The sequence below is a fragment of the Paraburkholderia youngii genome (genome assembly GCF_013366925.1).
GTDB classification, from domain to species: domain Bacteria; phylum Pseudomonadota; class Gammaproteobacteria; order Burkholderiales; family Burkholderiaceae; genus Paraburkholderia; species Paraburkholderia youngii.
This window is the reverse complement of sequence record NZ_JAALDK010000002.1, coordinates 658260-673280: the sequence shown is the minus strand read 5'-3', so window position 1 is coordinate 673280 and position 15021 is coordinate 658260. Positions and strand designations below refer to the sequence as shown.

The window sequence follows — 15021 nt, the reverse complement described above, 5'->3', positions numbered from 1 at the left end:
GGCGCGTTAGCCGAAGCGCAAGCGGTCGATACCGACCAGCCGGTTGAAGATGAAGTAGAACACCGCCGTGAATGCGATCAGATAACACGACAGCGCACCCGCGAGTCCCCAGTTGAGCTGATCGTTGGTCTGCGACGCGATCAGCTGGCTGATCATTTCGTCGCCGGCGCCGCCTAGCAGGGCAGGGGTGATGTAATAACCGAGCGCGAGCACGAACACGAGAAAACATCCCGCGCCGACACCCGGCAGCGTCTGCGGAATATATACGCGCACGAAGGCCACGGCCGGATGCGCGCCGAGCGATTTCGCCGCGCGCATGTACACGGGCGGCACGCCTTTCATGACCGAAAAGATCGCGAGGATCATGTAGGGCAGCAGGATGTGCGTCATGCCGATCAACACACCCGTGCGATTGAAAATCAGCGGCAGCGGATGGTTGATGATCCCGAAGCGGAGCAACGCGCTATTGATCACGCCACCGGGTTGCAGCAGCACATACCACGCGGTGGTGCGCACCAGCAGCGAGGTCCAGAACGGCACGATCACGAACAGAATCAGCCGGTTGCTCTGGTTCTCAGGCAGTGTCGCGAGCAGATAAGCCACCGGGTAGCCCAGCACCAGGCACAGCAGCGTGACCGTCGCACTGATCGTGACCGTGCGCCCAAAGGCCGCGCGGAAGATGGCGCTGTCCGCCGCGACGGACGTCACCGAACCATCAGGCGCGACTTGCGCGTCGACGGCGTTCAGCAAATAGTCGGGTGTGGGCGAGATCGACGCACGCTTGAGCAGACGCCAGGTTTCCGGCGCGTTCCAGCGTTCATCCAGATCGATCAGGGCGGGTTTCCATTGCGCCGGCGTCTCCGAACGTGTGGCACGCGCCGTCTTGAACAGCAGGCTGCGGAACTCCGGTTGATAGAAGTTCATGCGCCGCGCGATATTGCCGAGCTGGCCGGATTCGCTGGCGTCCTTCAGATCGTGCGCGAGTGCGGCGAAGGCCGGTTCGCCGGGCAAGCCCGCGCCGTCCCATCCGGCCAGCGTTGCGCTCAACTGCGGCATGCCGGTGCGCACTTCAGGGTTTCGCACGCTGCGCGCGAGCAGGCTCGCGATCGGGGCAACGAACGTCACCAGCAGAAAGACGAGCAACGGCAAAGCCAGCAGCAATGCGCGCATCGCGGCCTTGCGGCGCGCAGCCCGGAACGACTCGCGGTTCGCGGCCTGCGGGCCGCGGCCGAAAGGGGCGGTGGATGGCAGGGGCGTGTTCATCGTGCTCGATCTCTCGGGTGACGTTCGTTCGATCCGGCGTTACTGCGTCAGCCAGTTCTGGAACCGCTTGTTGATCGCATCCGCGTTGTCGGCCCAGAACGTCGCGTTGATTTGCAGCGGACGCTTGAAGTTCTCCGGCGCCGTCGGCAGATCGTTGAGACGCGCCTTGTCGATCAGCGGAATGGCGTCCTTGCGCGGCGGCGCGTAAGCGATGTACTTCGACAGGTCCGCATAGGCCTGCGGCGTCGAGGATGCGACGATGAACTTCTGCGCCGCGTCGGCATGCTTCGCGCCGTTGACCACGGCCCACCATTCGTAGTCGTACACCTGCGCATCCCAGACGATCTTGAACGGCTTCTTGTCCTTGTGCACGGCGTCGTCGATACGGCCGTTGTACGCCTGGGTCATTACGACCGCGCCGTCGGCGAGCAGCTGCGGCGCCTGCGCACCCGCTTCCCACCAGACGATGCTCGGCTTGATCGTGTCGAGCTTCTTGAACGCGCGGTCGACGCCGGCGGGCGTGGAGAGCGTCTTGTAGACGTCCTTGGGCGCCACGCCATCGGCGATCAACGCCCATTCCATCGCGACCTTCGGCGACTTGCGCATGCCGCGCTTGCCGGGGTACTTGTTCAGGTCGAAGAAATCGTTGATGGTGGTCGGCGCGGTTTTCAGCTTGCTGCTGTCGTATGCATAGACGGTGGACCACACCATCGCGCTGACGGCGCAATCGCTGATCGAGCCCGGCAGGAAGTCGCTGGTGTTGCCGAGTGCCTTCTTGTCGAACTTGGCGATCAGGCCTTCGTCGCAAGCGGTGATCGCGTCGTTGGTTTCGAGGTCGATCAGATCCCAGGTCGGGTTCTTCGACTGCTCCATTGCCTGCAACTTGGCGAGGCCGCCATCGTAGGACTCGGTGGAAAACTGGTTGCCGGTTTTCGCGGTGAACGGTTCGAACCATGCTTTTTTCGCGGCCGCTTCATACGCACCGCCGAAGGTGACGACGGAAATCGTATCGGCCGCGTAAACCGTGGTGGTGGCAAACAGCCCGAGCGCGCATGCCCCGAGGGTGGTCCGGAATGACGAGAACGTGGTCTTCATTTCTAGTTGGCTCCTGCGATAAGTGGCGAGGCGGACGAGGGAACGGCAACGGTGGAATAGTCGGCGCCGCCGGACACGGCGGAAGATTTCGGCGCGGCCGCCATCGCGGGCAGCACCTTGCAGTCGTCGCGTCGCCAGGTCACGGCGGTCTGACGGCCGAGTGCGGGCAGATCGTGGTGCTGTGTGTTCGGCACCTTAACGACCATGCTTTCGCCATGGCCGAGCTTCAGATGTACGCGATGATGATCGCCGCAGTAGACGAGTTCCTCGACCAGTGCGTGCACGACGTTCATGTTCTGCCGTGTCGCTTCCTGCACGGCTTCCGGCGTCGCGGCGATGTGTGCGCGCTCGGGTCGCAGCGCCAGCACCGCCGCGTCGCCTGACGCGAGCCCGGCGCCTGGGCGTCCGCGCACCGTGCTGCCGTCGGCCAGCTGCATCGCGGCCCATTCGCCGCCGTCGGAATTGACGCGACCGGTCAGTCCATTGTTCTCGCCGACGAAATTGGCAACGAATGCGTTTGCCGCGTTTTCATAGAGTTCGGTCGGCGTGGCGGCCTGCTGGATGCGTCCATCGGAAAACACGGCGACGCGGTTCGACATCGTCAGTGCTTCGTTCTGGTCGTGGGTCACATAGACGATCGTCAGCGACAGTTCGCGATGCAGCCGCATGATTTCGTATTGCATGGTTTCGCGCAGGCGCTTGTCGAGCGCGCCGAGCGGCTCATCCATCAGCACCACGCTCGGCTCGAAGACCAGCGCGCGAGCCAGCGCGACACGCTGCTGCTGGCCACCCGACAGTTGCGACGGCCGCCGCCCCGCCAGATGCGATAACTCCACCATGTCGAGCACGCGCGTCACGCGCGTTTTCTGTTCGCTGCGGCTCACCTTGCGCACGGACAGCGGAAACGCGACGTTCTCGGCAATCGTCATGTGCGGGAACAGCGCATAGTTCTGAAACACCATGCCGATATCGCGCCGATGCGGCGGCTTGTCGTCCAGACGCTTGCCGGCAAGGCGGATTTCGCCGCGGGTCGGCGATTCGAATCCCGCCAGCATCATCAGTGTCGTGGTCTTGCCGGAACCGGACGGACCGAGCAGCGAAACGAATTCACCGTGCCCGACGTCGAGATCGAGTCCCTCGACGACGCTATGCACGCCGTCGTATGACTTGCTGACGCCGTCGAACGAGATAAATGGTTGGCTTGACATGGGCATCTCGGCAAAGTGTTGGCGGTCTACGCGGGGCGGCGCATCACCTCGCGCCCACGCGTCCCGCCAGATAGCGGGCGAAGTCGTAATTCGGCCGTTCGAGAGGGCTCAGGTGGCCGGGCTTCGCGAGTGGCGCGTGCACGCCGCGAAACACCGCCTCGACGCCGCGCCGGTCCTCGGCGTTGACTTCGTCGAGCAGCGTCTTGAGCGTCGCCATGTAGTCGGCGGCGCGCGGATCGTCGACGAATTCCGGCGCGAGGCCGCCGCCGAAGCGGATATGCACGCGGCCGACGCCCCGCGGCTGCAGGATCAGATACCAGAAGTAGCCGGGGGTCAGCGTGATCAGGTGGGTCGGGTAGATCGCCAGCAGCGCGGTGGTACGACGCCAGTGCCCTTGCAGGCGCGTGTTGGCGGGATGCGCGTTGCCGATCGGCAGCGATGCTTCCTTGGTGATCCAGTGATAGTTGAACGCCGGCAAACCCGGCGGACATTCCATTTCTTCGAGCTTCGAGTGCGGTCCGACCGTGGCGCGATGCAGCATCGGCAGGTGGTAGCTCTCCATGAAATTTTCCGCGAGGATCTTCCAGTTGGTGTCCCACTCGTGCTCTTCGTGGAAGGTCTCGACGTAGTCGCCCATGCCGTACGGCGCGATCAGCTTCGTCAGCTCGGACAAATGCGATTCCACCGCAGGCGCGCGCGCGTTGAGCGTCACATAGATCCAGCCTTGCCACGTCTCGCAGCGCACGGCAGGCAGCCTGTATTGGTCCTTGCAAAAGCCCGGCTGCTTATCCATCAACGGCGCGCCCGCGAGCGCGCCATCGAGCGTGTAGTTCCATGCGTGATACGGACACACGATCCGGCGCACGTTGCCGCGCCCTTCGAGCAATACCGACATGCGGTGCAGGCAAACATTAGAGAATGCGCGCAACGCGCCGCTCGCATCGCGCAGCACGAACACGGGCTGGTCGTCGATCTGCGCGCTCAGGTAGTCGCCGGTCTGTGCCAGCGCGCTCGCGCGGCCCACGCACAACCACTCGTTGCGAAACACGTCGCGCTGTTCGAGCGCGAGAAACGCCTCCGACGTGTAGACGGCCGGCGGCATCGCGTGTGCATCCTCGAACGGACGCTCGCAGTTCTCGCGCAGCGCGTGAACGATGTCGAGCTCAGTGTCCGTCGACTGAAGAATGGCTGACATAGGGGCCCCCATCAGTGTTTGCATCCGATGTGCACCAATCTAACAATCCAAATTGCTAGGTAAAATATTGTTTTTGCATGCAGTGCATAGTGGATGACTATGCAGTGACACTTCCGTGCTCCTATTAGCCGATGTGCAGACGCCGAATATACGTTTCACAGAATGCCGAAAAGCGCTTCACAACCTCGCGCGGCTTGACGGCGGCCGATAGCGCAATGCCAAGCGTCGTCGCATTGACACTCTCCCTGAAATGTTTAATCACGAAGTCTTCGCCGTCCACAGTCCGGGTCGACTTCAGCGGGAAGTTGAGTATGCTGTAACCCAAGCCGTTGGCGACCATGCCACGCACGACTTCAGGCTGTGACGAGCGGAAAGCCGCGGTAGGGCGGCTGCCGACCGCGTCGAACAGCGCAGAAAAGTACTCGCGGCTATGCGGAAGATCCAGCATCACATAGGGCTCGGGCAGCAGATCGGCCAGCGACACCTGGCGCGCCCGTGCAAGCCTGTGTGTTTTGGGCAGGATGACATACGGTGGCAGCGAAAGCAGCGGGGTAAACGCGATTCCATCGGTGATATCGAGGCTATAGGTCAGCGCGATATCGAGCGAGCCGTCGTGCAGGCCGCTCAAGAGCGTGTCCTGATGCGCTTCCGTGGTACGGAAGGTGATCGCCGAATAATCCTGCACGAAGCGGCTGATGATGCCGGGCATCAGCGGCGGCGCCAGCGACACCATGCAGCCGAGCGAGATGGAGCCCGACATGCCGCCGTCGATTTCGGTCGCGGTCAGCTGTAATTCTTCGGCGTTCTGAAGCAGATTGCGAGCGTGGCCGAGCAGATCGCGGCCCGGTTGCGTGAGCGACAACCCGCTCGCGTGATGGCGGATGAACAGCTGGACGCCGAACGATTCCTCCAGATCCGCGAGCGATGTCGAGATAGACGGCTGAGAGATATGCAGCCGCTTTGCCGCGGCGGTGAAGGAAAGCGTTTCGGCCGTGACGACAAAATACCTGAGCTGACGCAACGAGTAGCGGATCGAGGTGCCGTCCATCAATTGCTCCGTGTTCGGTCGAACCGATTGTCGCTCGACAATTCCCGATTGCATAGCGAAAAACGATGCAAAGCATTTTTAAAATATAGTTTTGGTTGCCCGCCGCGCGGCGTACATTCTGTCCGACCGAGAGACCCGAATCCAGAGCGCATTTCAGAAGGAGAAGGCCATGGCGGCTGAAAAATTGTCCATCGACACGCTGGTCATAGGCGCGGGTCAGGCTGGCGTGGCGATGAGCGAACATCTGAGCAATCTCGGCGTGCCCCATCTCGTGCTGGAGCGCGACCGCATCGCGGAACGCTGGCGTACTTGCCGCTGGGATTCACTGGTCGCCAATGGTCCCGCCTGGCACGACCGCTTCCCTAATATGGAGTTCGAAGGACTCGATCCCGATGGCTTCGCCGGCAAGGATCAGGTCGCCGATTACTTCGAAGCCTATGCGCGTAACTTCAATGCGCCGATCCGCACCGGCGTCGAAGTCACGAGCGTCGAGCGTCTGAAGGGCCGGGCAGGATTTGCGGTCGCAACGTCCGACGGCACGATCGAAGCCCATCGCGTCGTCGTTGCGACCGGGCCGTTCCAGCGTCCCGTCATTCCCCCCATCGCGCCACAGGACCTCGAGCTCACGCAGCTTCATTCGGCCCACTATCGGAACCCTGAGCAACTGCCCGAAGGCGCGGTGCTCGTGGTGGGCGCGGGGTCGTCCGGCGTGCAGATCGCCGACGAACTGCAACGCGCGGGCCGCAAGGTTTATCTGTCCGTCGGTGCGCATGACCGTCCGCCGCGCGCGTATCGCGGTCGCGATTTCTGCTGGTGGCTGGGTGTGCTCGGCGAATGGGACAAGGAAGTCGCCGTGCCGGGACGCGAGCATGTGACCATCGCTGTCAGCGGCGCGTACGGCGGCCAGACCATCGATTTTCGCCGGCTTGCGCATCGCGGCATGACGCTCGTCGGCACGACGAAATCGTTCGCGAATCGCGTTGTGACCTTCGAACCGGACCTCGCCGTCAATCTGAAGCGTGGCGACGAATATCTGATGTCGCTACTCGACACCGCCGACGACTACATCGAGCGCAACGGCGTCGATCTGCCGGAAGACCCCGACGCACGGCTGATTCCACCGGACCCGGAGTGCGTCACGCATCCGCTGCCGGAGCTGGATCTGCACCAGGCGGGGGTGAGCACGATCATCTGGGCCACCGGCTATGCGGTCGATTTCAGCTGGCTGCACGTGAACGCGTTCGACGATAAAGGCAAGCCGCAGCATCAGCGCGGTGTATCGAAGGAGCCTGGCGTGTATTTCCTCGGCCTGCCGTGGTTGTCGCGGCGCGCGTCGTCGTTTATCTGGGGCGTCTGGCACGACGCAAAGCACATCGCTGATCACATCGTCACGCAGCGCAAATACCTCGCCTATCGCGACGCGTCGCAGCGTCAGCAGGACGCGCGCGGCGCGCATGGCGCGCATGCACCCGATACCGCGTGCGACGCATCGTACGCGCCGAAGACCAAAGAAGTGGGAGTGAACTGATGCCTACGCATACCCGCATCCGCATGTTCAATACGAAGGACACGTACCCGAACCAGTCGCTCGATAACGATCTTTGCCAGGCGGTTCGCGCGGGCAATACGGTCTATGTGCGCGGCCAGGTGGGTACGGATTTCGACGGCAACCTGATCGGTCTCGGCGATCCGCGCGCGCAGGCCGAGCAGGCGATGAAGAACGTCAGGCAGCTTCTGGAGGAAGCCGGCAGCGACCTGTCGCATATCGTCAAGACGACGACTTACATTACCGATCCTCGTTATCGCGAGCCGGTGTATCAGGAAGTGGGCAAGTGGCTGAAGGGCGTGTATCCGATTTCGACGGGGCTTTGCGTCAGCGCGCTCGGCCAGCCGCAATGGCTGATGGAAATCGACGTGATCGCCGTGATTCCGGACAACTGGACGCCCGTGCAGGCTTAAAGGATTCCCATGACATTCTCGATCGTCGGACGTTGTGAGAAGACCGGTCAGCTCGGTATCGCGATCAGTTCGTCGAGCATTGCCGTGGGTGCGAGGTGTCCGTGGGTGCGCGCGGGCGTCGGTGCGGTGGCGACGCAGAACGTGACGCTGCCCGCGCTCGGGCCGCAGATTCTCGATCTGCTGGAAAGCGGGCGTATCGCGCCGGATGCGGCGCTCGAACGGGCGCTAGGCGCGAGCGAATGGAGCGAGTACCGGCAGGTGACGGTGGTCGACAGCGAGGGGCGCACCGCGCTGTTCACCGGCAAGGAAGCACTCGGCGTGCATCACGCCGTCGCGGGAAATCAGTGTGTGGCAGCGGGTAATCTGCTCGCCGGCAAGCCGGTGATCGACGCGATGGTGAAAGCGTTCGAGAGCGCGCAAGGCGCGCTTGCCGATCGTCTGCTGCACGCGATGCATGCTGCCGTCGAAGCCGGCGGAGAAGCCGGGCCCGTGCATTCGGCGGCTTTGAAGATCGTCGATACACACGTCTGGCCGGTCGTCGATCTGCGTGTCGATTGGGCGGATGACGATCCGATCGGCAAACTCGACGCGCTATGGCAAGCGTATCGGCCGCAGATGCGGGACTACATCGCGCGCGCGTTGAATCCCACCGCGGCGCCGAGCTACGGAGTGCCCGGCGATGAGTGAGTTGGCGAGCCGTACGCTGCTCGAACGGCTGATCGGTTTTGCGACTGTCAGCCGCGACTCCAATCTGGAACTGATCGGCTTCGTGCAGCAATACCTCGCGGATCTAGGTGTGGAAAGCGAGCTATTCCATAACGACGATCGCACCAAGGCGAATCTGTTCGCGACCATCGGGCCGCGAGACCGTGGTGGCATCGTGCTGTCCGGGCATACCGATGTGGTGCCCGTCGAGGGTCAGGCGTGGACCGTGGAGCCGTTTCGTCTCACCGAGAAAGAAGGTCGCCTGTACGGACGCGGCACGGCCGACATGAAAGGCTACATCGCGTCCGTGCTGGCGGCAGTGCCCGCATTCCTGAGGCTGAAGCTCGACGTGCCGGTGCATCTCGCGTTTTCGTACGACGAGGAAGTGGGCTGTCTCGGCGTGCGGCCGATGCTGGCCGAACTCGAAAAGCGCGCGCATAAGCCGCGCATGTGTCTGATTGGCGAGCCGACCGAATTGAAACCTGTGCTCGGCCACAAGAGCAAGCTCGCGATGCGCTGCCACGTGAAGGGCGCGGCATGTCATTCCGCTTACGCGCCGCAGGGCGTCAACGCGATCCAATACGCGGCGCGGCTGATCCACCGGCTGGAACAGATCGGCGACGAACTCGCGCAGCCGGAACACCATGACGCGCGTTTCGATCCGCCGTTCTCGACGGTGCAGACCGGTGTCATCAAGGGCGGACGCGCGCTGAATATCGTGCCCGCCGAATGCGAATTCGATTTTGAAGTGCGGGGCGTGCCGGGCTTCGATCCCACCAGGGTGGTGGACAAACTGCAAAGCTACGCGGCAACCGAACTGCTGCCGAAGATGCGCGCGGTGCAGCCCGATACCGATGTCCGTGTGCAGATGCTGAATGCGTATCCTGGACTCGCGACTTCGCCCGATAGCGACGCGGCACGCCTGCTCGCGTCGTTGAGCGGATCGAAAGAATACGCAACGGTCGCCTTTGGCACGGAAGGCGGACTGTTCACGCAGGCGGGCATTCCAACCGTGGTCTGTGGACCCGGCAGCATGGATCAGGGCCACAAGCCGGATGAGTTCATCACGGTCGAACAACTGAACCGGTGCGACGCGATGTTCGCGCGCCTCGCTGAACATCTAGCAGCGTGAAGTGGCCCAGACTCATCGCGACACACGCTCTACCGCATCGAGTACGAAGTGCGCGACCACGACCACGCCTGTGGTCAGGGTCGCGAGCCAGCAGAGCGCGCGTAAAGACCAATGCGCGACGAGTTCGCCGACCGCTTCGCGTTTCGCACTCAGCAGCACGAGAAGCACCAGCACGGGCGTAATCGTCATACCGTTGACGATGGCGCTCCAGTACAGCGCCTTGACAGGATCGACGCGCCATAGGCCGAGCGCGAGACCAAGCAGCGTCCCCAGTCCCGCGAGCGCAACGAGCAAAACGGCAAGGCGCCGATCACGTTGTTTGCCGCGGGGCCAGTCGAACGAACTCGCGACCGCTTGCGCAGCGGAACCGGCAAGCGAAGGTAGTGCAAGCAGCGCCGAGCCGACCAGCGCAAGCCCGAGCAGGGGGCCGGCATAGCCCTTCAGGAGCGGTTCGAGCGCTCGCGAAAGCTCCGTGGGCTCGCCGGGCTGGGTCTGTGCGCCATGCAGCGTCGCCGCAGCCGCAATCATCATGCACGCTGCCGCCACGCTCGATAACGCGGTGCGTATCAAGGTCTGGTTGCGCAATCGGCGAAGCTGCTCTGACGAACTTCGATCGCCGCGCGCGGCGTGCTGTTCGTGCTGCCGATGTTCTTCCTGGGCTTCCTGCTCGGCCTGCGAAAAAAGCAGATACGGACTCATCGTCGTACCGAGCACGGCCATCAGCATGGTCACGAAATCTTCTTTCCACTCGACGTGTGGCACCAGAGAGCGCAGCACGATCGTGTGCCACGGCACATCGACGATCAGCAGCACGCCGACATACGCGAACATCGGCAGCATCAACCATTTGAGCACCTGCGCATAGCGCGCATATGGGATGAACCACTGCAGCGCAATCGACGTGCAACCGCATGCAAGTGTCAGCAGCCAAAGCGGCCCATGCGTGAAGCGTTGGATGACTACGGCCATCGCCATCACATTGACCGCGATGTTCAGCGTGTTCGCAATCACGAAGCGCGCCACGGCGAAATAGAAGAACACCGGCGAATAGTGCGCGCGCATGTTCGCCGTCAGGCCGTGTCCCGTGACGGCCGCGACACGCGCCGAGACCAGTTGCAGCGCAACCATCGACGGATACGACAGTACGCAGGTCCACAGCATGTCGTAGCCGTACCACGCGCCCGCGAGCGAATAGGTGGCGATGCCGCTGGGGTCGTTATCGCAACCGAGACTTGCCAGCCCCGGTCCGAGATCGGCGGCCCATGAGCGCGCAGGCTGCGACGAGGAAGCGGGCGTACTACCTTGTGCGGCGCCGGACGAGCTGCGTCTGTCGGGGGGAGAGTGCATGCGGTTGATCGTCGGGAAACCGGGGATGCTGTAGCGCTCGCACGAAACGTTCCTTCGTCGAATCGAACCGTGGGCTACGCCGACTACTACTCCACGCTCGACGCCCCGATGGTCGCCACCACTGAAGCGCTATCCGGTGCTATATTTTTTGCGTCGTCATTTCTATGACTATTGCTACCGCGCGCCACATGCAGCAGACGACGCCGACGGTAAAACCGGACATGTCGGAGATTCCGCCGTTAATGACACTTGAAGAGAATGCGCATCGCATGACCACTCGCGCCGCAACCGCAGGGGTCGTGGGCTAATGGAAACGAGCGACTACGACGGGTACACGTTGTGGGGGCATGCCATTCTTCAGCAAGAAGGCGAGGGCATCCTGCAACCGGAGCGCTATGCGGCGAGCGGAACCATCACCCGGGGCGGAAAGCTGGTCGAAGCATCGGGCATTCTGGGATTATTCGATAGCGAGGAAGAAGCCCACCATGCAGGCCTCGATTGGGCGCGCGCGTGGGTGGATGCGCATGGATGAGCGTGAGCGTGGCCGTGGCCTACGTTTCCCGCTTGCTGCGTCCATAAAGCAGCAGCATCGCTGCTATCACCACGCCGTAGATGATCTGACGTCCGGCTTCCGGCATCTGCGCGACTGAAAGGATCGACTGCAGCAGCGTAATCAGAATCGCGCCCGCCACGGTGCCGAGGTATGAGCCTCGGCCCCCCAGAATCGACGTGCCGCCGAGCACGACTGCCGCGATCGCCGGCAGCAGGTAGGCATCGCCCATCGACTGCGCTGCCTTCGATGCATAGCCGGCCAGCAATACGCCGCCGAACGCCGCGAACCCGCTGCACACCGCAAATGCGGCCACGGTCACGAGCCGCGTATTGATGCCGGACAGATAGGCGGCGCGCTCCGTATTGCCGATCGCGTACAGCGTGCGCCCGAAGATCGTACGCGACAGCAGGAACACCGTGGCGCCGCCGATCACCACCCACAGCGCAACGGCATTCGGCACGCCCGGCACGAGCCAGCCCGCGGCGAGCCATCGCATCACCTGTGGCGCGGAATCCTGCGGCGACGATCCGCCGGTATAGACGATCATGATGCCCTGCGCGACCGCATTGGTCGCGAGCGTGGCGATCATCGACGGGATGCGCAGCAGCGCGACGAGAATGCCGTTGACGACGCCGATCAGCACGCCGCAACCGATCCCGACCGGAATCGCGAGGATCTGTCCGAATTCGCCGTGTCCCGCTACCGCGCACGCCATCATTGCGCCGACCGTGATCGTCCACGGCAGCGACAAGTCGATGTGGCCGAGCAGGATCACCATCATCAGGCCGGTCGCGATGATGCCGAGGAAAGCGCCGACCTTCAGTTGCAGCAGGATGTACTCCGGCGACGTGAAGCTGCGCGAAAACATTCCGCCGACGAGCAGCAGCGCGACGATGCACGCGAACGCGATCACGATCGGTTTGTCGATTCTGCGCGTGAGCTTCGACACGAACGTGCTGAGGCCGTTTGCCGAGACGTGGCTCATTGAAACCACTCCAGGCGATTGCGTACCCTGAACAGCCCGCATGCGCCGATCGCGACAGCGAGCAGAAGAATCACCCCCTGAAATAGCGGCTGCCACAGCGCATCGACGTTGAATACGAACAGCAGGTCACCGATCGAGCGAAACGCGAATGCGCCGAAGATCGCGCCGATCGCGCTGCCCTTGCCGCCGAGCAGCGACACGCCGCCTATCACCACGGCGGCGATCGAAAACAGCGTGTACGAGTTGGCGCTGCCGAGGCTCGCTTCGCCGGTGTCGGTGAAGAAGGTCAGAAACAGGCCGCCGATCGCGGCGAGAAGGCCGGCCAGCGTATAGCTCGCGAACTTTGCGCGGCGGATCGGCATGGCGGACAGAAACGCCGCGGGTTCGGACGAGCCGGTCGCGTACGCCGCGCGCCCGATTGCCGAGCGTTTGAAAGGTACCCAGACGAGCAGTGTGGCGGCGAGCAGAATCAGCAGGCTCGCCGGCAGCACGCCGGCGACCTTGCCGGTCAGTGCGTCGGCGAGGTCCTCGTTGATCGAGCCGCCGGGCACGGGGCGCAGCAGCAGCGCCAGTCCATAGAAGACCGCGCTCGTCGCGATCGTCGTCACGATTGGCTGCAGCCGGCCGAAAATGATGATCAGACCGTTCAGCGCGCCGCACAGCGCGCCGGCCGCGAGCACGCCTGCGATGCCGAGCGCGCTGTGCAGCGCGTCGCCGGTGACGATCCACGAGCCGATGCAATTCGTCAGCACCAGCGTCATGCCGATCGACAGGTCGATGCCGGCCGTCAGCACGACGAGTGCTTGTCCCATCGAGACGAGCGCGAGCAGCACCGCCTTGTTCGCTGCGGTCTGAAACACGTTGGCCGACAATGCGGACGGATAGTTGAGCAGGTAGATCGCGAACATCAGCACGAACAGGCCGAACGCGAACACCGCCCCGCGATTCTCCGCATACCAGTAACGCAGCCCGCTCATAGCGCGACTCCCGTGGAAGGCGAAACCTGTCCGACGGGCAGGTCCAGCGCGCTCGCAATCAGGTTCTGCTCGGTGATCGCCGAGCCGACGAGTTCCTTCTTGATCCTGCCTTCGTACAGCACCAGCACGCGGTCACAGCAGCCGATCAGCTCGTCGTAGTCGGTCGAATAGAACACGATCGCCGCGCCTTCGTCGGCGAGGCGTCTGAGCAGCTGATAGAGCTCCTGCTTGGTGCCGACGTCGATGCCGCGCGTCGGGTCGCTGAGCAGTAGAATCCGCGGCTGCCGGACCAGCCACTTCGCGATCACCACCTTCTGCTGGTTGCCGCCCGACAGCGAGCCCACGGGCGCATCGATGCTGAACGTCTTGATCGCGAGCAACTCCATCATCCGGTCGACCAGCGACTGCTGGCGGTCGCGATCGATTACGCCGGCGCTGGACATGCGATCGAGCGCGGCAAACGACAGGTTCTCACGCACCGACATCGGCAGCATCAGGCCTTCGGTCTTACGGTCCTCCGGGATCAGCGCCATGCCGATTCCGTTGGCGCGCGCGGCCCTCGGGCTGCCGATCGACACCGCTTTGCCATCGACCTCGATCGTGCCCGCGCACCCGCGCAACACGCCGAACAGCGCGAGCAGCAGTTCGCGCTGGCCTTGTCCGTCGAGGCCGCCGAGGCCGAGTATTTCACCGGGCTTCAACGAAAAGCTGATGCCTTGCAGCGTGTCGCTCCACGCGAGATCGCGACACGCGAGAACCGGAGCGGCGCTGCGTCCGTTGGCGGGTTTGGCCGGGAACACATGCTGGTACTTGCGGCCGATCATCATTTCGACGACTTCGTTGTCGGTGCGCGTGCCGGCCTCGAAACTCATTACATGACGGCCGTTCCGGTAGACCGTGCATTCGTCAGCGAGCGCCTTCACCTCGTGCATCCGGTGCGAGATGAACAGCAGCGCGAGGCCCTCGTCGCGCAGGCGCTTGAGCACCTCGATCACCCGCGCGACGTCGGCCGCGGTCAGCGCCGACGTGGCTTCGTCGAGGATCAGGATGCGAGGCTCGTGCGCCAGCCCCTTGGCAAGCTCGACCATCTGCTGGCGCGACAGCGGCAGGTCCCGGACCTTTGCAAGCGGATTGATGTCGGCGGCGCCCGCTCGGGCGAGCGCCTCCTCGGCCTGGCGGCGCTGGGCCCGGCGGTCGATCATGCCGAAACGTCGCGGCGGGTTCGAAGCGAAGATATTGTCGGCTACGCTCAAGTCGGGAATGAGCGACAGCTCCTGATACACGCAGACGATGCCGGCCGCGTTCGCCTCGGCCGGCGATGCGAACGCGACCTGCCTGCCATCGTAGTGCATCGTGCCCTCGTCGGGCTGCACGACGCCGGACATCACCTTCAGCAACGTGGACTTGCCCGCGCCGTTCTCGCCGAGGATCGCGTGAATGCGGCCCCTGTTCACCGTGAGCTCGGCGTGATCCAGCGCGACCGCGCCGCCGTAGCTTTTCGACACGCCAGACATCTGAAAGAACGGCTGCGCTGCATCCTGCGGCATGCTTCGT

Annotated in this window: 14 protein-coding genes; 5 read left to right on the top strand and 9 right to left on the bottom strand. The window is 63.5% G+C overall.

The genetic code is table 11. From position 1 onward, the window contains the following. Positions 1-6: 6 nt before the first annotated feature. The 5 genes from G5S42_RS34390 to G5S42_RS34370 form a co-directional block, all read right to left on the bottom strand. A complete protein-coding gene (locus tag G5S42_RS34390; protein WP_176111210.1) occupies positions 7-1263 on the bottom strand; it encodes an ABC transporter permease in 1257 nt (418 codons plus the stop codon). Between the two features lie 39 nt (positions 1264-1302). Next, the gene (locus G5S42_RS34385; protein WP_176111209.1) at positions 1303-2358 is read right to left on the bottom strand and encodes an ABC transporter substrate-binding protein; all 1056 of its coding nucleotides are present in this window, start codon (positions 2356-2358) and stop codon (positions 1303-1305) included. A gap of 2 nt (positions 2359-2360) precedes the next feature. Further along, positions 2361-3566 carry an ABC transporter ATP-binding protein gene (locus tag G5S42_RS34380; RefSeq protein ID WP_176111208.1) on the bottom strand — a complete coding sequence of 402 codons (1206 nt, stop codon included), beginning with the start codon at positions 3564-3566 and terminating at the stop codon, positions 2361-2363. A 43-nt stretch (positions 3567-3609) separates the two neighbouring features. Further along, positions 3610-4761: an SRPBCC family protein gene (locus tag G5S42_RS34375; RefSeq protein ID WP_176111207.1), complete on the bottom strand. Its 1152-nt coding sequence runs from the start codon at positions 4759-4761 to the stop codon at positions 3610-3612. Between the two features lie 124 nt (positions 4762-4885). Continuing rightward, positions 4886-5809 (bottom strand): LysR family transcriptional regulator, encoded by a 924-nt coding sequence (locus G5S42_RS34370; RefSeq protein ID WP_176111206.1) that lies wholly within the window; start codon positions 5807-5809, stop codon positions 4886-4888. A gap of 169 nt (positions 5810-5978) precedes the next feature. Between G5S42_RS34370 and G5S42_RS34365 the strand changes: the two genes are divergently transcribed. From G5S42_RS34365 to argE, 4 genes are read left to right on the top strand one after another with little or no spacing between them, the layout of a single operon-like run. Beyond that, positions 5979-7337: a flavin-containing monooxygenase gene (locus tag G5S42_RS34365; protein WP_176111205.1), complete on the top strand. Its 1359-nt coding sequence runs from the start codon at positions 5979-5981 to the stop codon at positions 7335-7337. Continuing rightward, positions 7337-7768, top strand: coding sequence for a RidA family protein (locus G5S42_RS34360; RefSeq protein ID WP_176111204.1), 432 nt, complete (start codon positions 7337-7339; stop codon positions 7766-7768). Before G5S42_RS34365 ends, G5S42_RS34360 begins: the two co-directional genes overlap by 1 nt. A 9-nt stretch (positions 7769-7777) precedes the next feature. Next, the gene (locus G5S42_RS34355; protein ID WP_176111203.1) at positions 7778-8455 is read left to right on the top strand and encodes a DUF1028 domain-containing protein; all 678 of its coding nucleotides are present in this window, start codon (positions 7778-7780) and stop codon (positions 8453-8455) included. Beyond that, entirely contained in the window at positions 8448-9605 is a 1158-nt protein-coding gene (gene argE, locus G5S42_RS34350) for an acetylornithine deacetylase (RefSeq protein WP_176111202.1), read from the top strand. Before G5S42_RS34355 ends, argE begins: the two co-directional genes overlap by 8 nt. Positions 9606-9617: 12 nt before the next feature. On the opposite strand, the gene G5S42_RS34345 is transcribed toward argE, so the two are convergent. Next, on the bottom strand, positions 9618-10952 hold the full coding sequence (locus G5S42_RS34345) for an NRAMP family divalent metal transporter (RefSeq protein ID WP_176111201.1): 1335 nt from the start codon (positions 10950-10952) through the stop codon (positions 9618-9620). Between the two features lie 307 nt (positions 10953-11259). Between G5S42_RS34345 and G5S42_RS34340 the strand changes: the two genes are divergently transcribed. After that, on the top strand, positions 11260-11484 hold the full coding sequence (locus G5S42_RS34340; RefSeq protein WP_176111200.1) for a hypothetical protein: 225 nt from the start codon (positions 11260-11262) through the stop codon (positions 11482-11484). Between the two features lie 19 nt (positions 11485-11503). Here the strand turns inward: G5S42_RS34340 and G5S42_RS34335 are convergent, their stop codons facing one another. The 3 genes from G5S42_RS34335 to G5S42_RS34325 are packed head-to-tail and all read right to left on the bottom strand — an operon-like array spanning position 11504 to position 15014. Next, complete coding sequence (locus G5S42_RS34335; protein ID WP_176111199.1) at positions 11504-12490, bottom strand: ABC transporter permease; 987 nt, start codon at positions 12488-12490, stop codon at positions 11504-11506. Then, positions 12487-13467 carry an ABC transporter permease gene (locus tag G5S42_RS34330; protein ID WP_176111198.1) on the bottom strand — a complete coding sequence of 327 codons (981 nt, stop codon included), beginning with the start codon at positions 13465-13467 and terminating at the stop codon, positions 12487-12489. The genes G5S42_RS34335 and G5S42_RS34330 overlap by 4 nt, the downstream gene beginning before the upstream one ends. Beyond that, positions 13464-15014, bottom strand: coding sequence for a sugar ABC transporter ATP-binding protein (locus G5S42_RS34325; protein ID WP_176111197.1), 1551 nt, complete (start codon positions 15012-15014; stop codon positions 13464-13466). The genes G5S42_RS34330 and G5S42_RS34325 overlap by 4 nt, the downstream gene beginning before the upstream one ends. Between the last annotated feature and the right edge of the window lie 7 nt (positions 15015-15021).

Coding starts and splice junctions, on each gene's coding strand:
- G5S42_RS34375 (WP_176111207.1), bottom strand. CDS start 4,761: ATGTCAGCCATTCTTCAGTCGACGGACACTGAGCTCGACATCGTTCAC.
- G5S42_RS34365 (WP_176111205.1), top strand. CDS start 5,979: ATGGCGGCTGAAAAATTGTCCATCGACACGCTGGTCATAGGCGCGGGT.
- G5S42_RS34380 (WP_176111208.1), bottom strand. CDS start 3,566: ATGTCAAGCCAACCATTTATCTCGTTCGACGGCGTCAGCAAGTCATAC.
- G5S42_RS34330 (WP_176111198.1), bottom strand. CDS start 13,467: ATGAGCGGGCTGCGTTACTGGTATGCGGAGAATCGCGGGGCGGTGTTC.
- G5S42_RS34345 (WP_176111201.1), bottom strand. CDS start 10,952: ATGCACTCTCCCCCCGACAGACGCAGCTCGTCCGGCGCCGCACAAGGT.
- G5S42_RS34385 (WP_176111209.1), bottom strand. CDS start 2,358: ATGAAGACCACGTTCTCGTCATTCCGGACCACCCTCGGGGCATGCGCG.
- G5S42_RS34370 (WP_176111206.1), bottom strand. CDS start 5,809: ATGGACGGCACCTCGATCCGCTACTCGTTGCGTCAGCTCAGGTATTTT.
- G5S42_RS34360 (WP_176111204.1), top strand. CDS start 7,337: ATGCCTACGCATACCCGCATCCGCATGTTCAATACGAAGGACACGTAC.
- G5S42_RS34335 (WP_176111199.1), bottom strand. CDS start 12,490: ATGAGCCACGTCTCGGCAAACGGCCTCAGCACGTTCGTGTCGAAGCTC.
- G5S42_RS34355 (WP_176111203.1), top strand. CDS start 7,778: ATGACATTCTCGATCGTCGGACGTTGTGAGAAGACCGGTCAGCTCGGT.
- G5S42_RS34390 (WP_176111210.1), bottom strand. CDS start 1,263: ATGAACACGCCCCTGCCATCCACCGCCCCTTTCGGCCGCGGCCCGCAG.
- argE (WP_176111202.1), top strand. CDS start 8,448: ATGAGTGAGTTGGCGAGCCGTACGCTGCTCGAACGGCTGATCGGTTTT.
- G5S42_RS34325 (WP_176111197.1), bottom strand. CDS start 15,014: ATGCCGCAGGATGCAGCGCAGCCGTTCTTTCAGATGTCTGGCGTGTCG.
- G5S42_RS34340 (WP_176111200.1), top strand. CDS start 11,260: ATGGAAACGAGCGACTACGACGGGTACACGTTGTGGGGGCATGCCATT.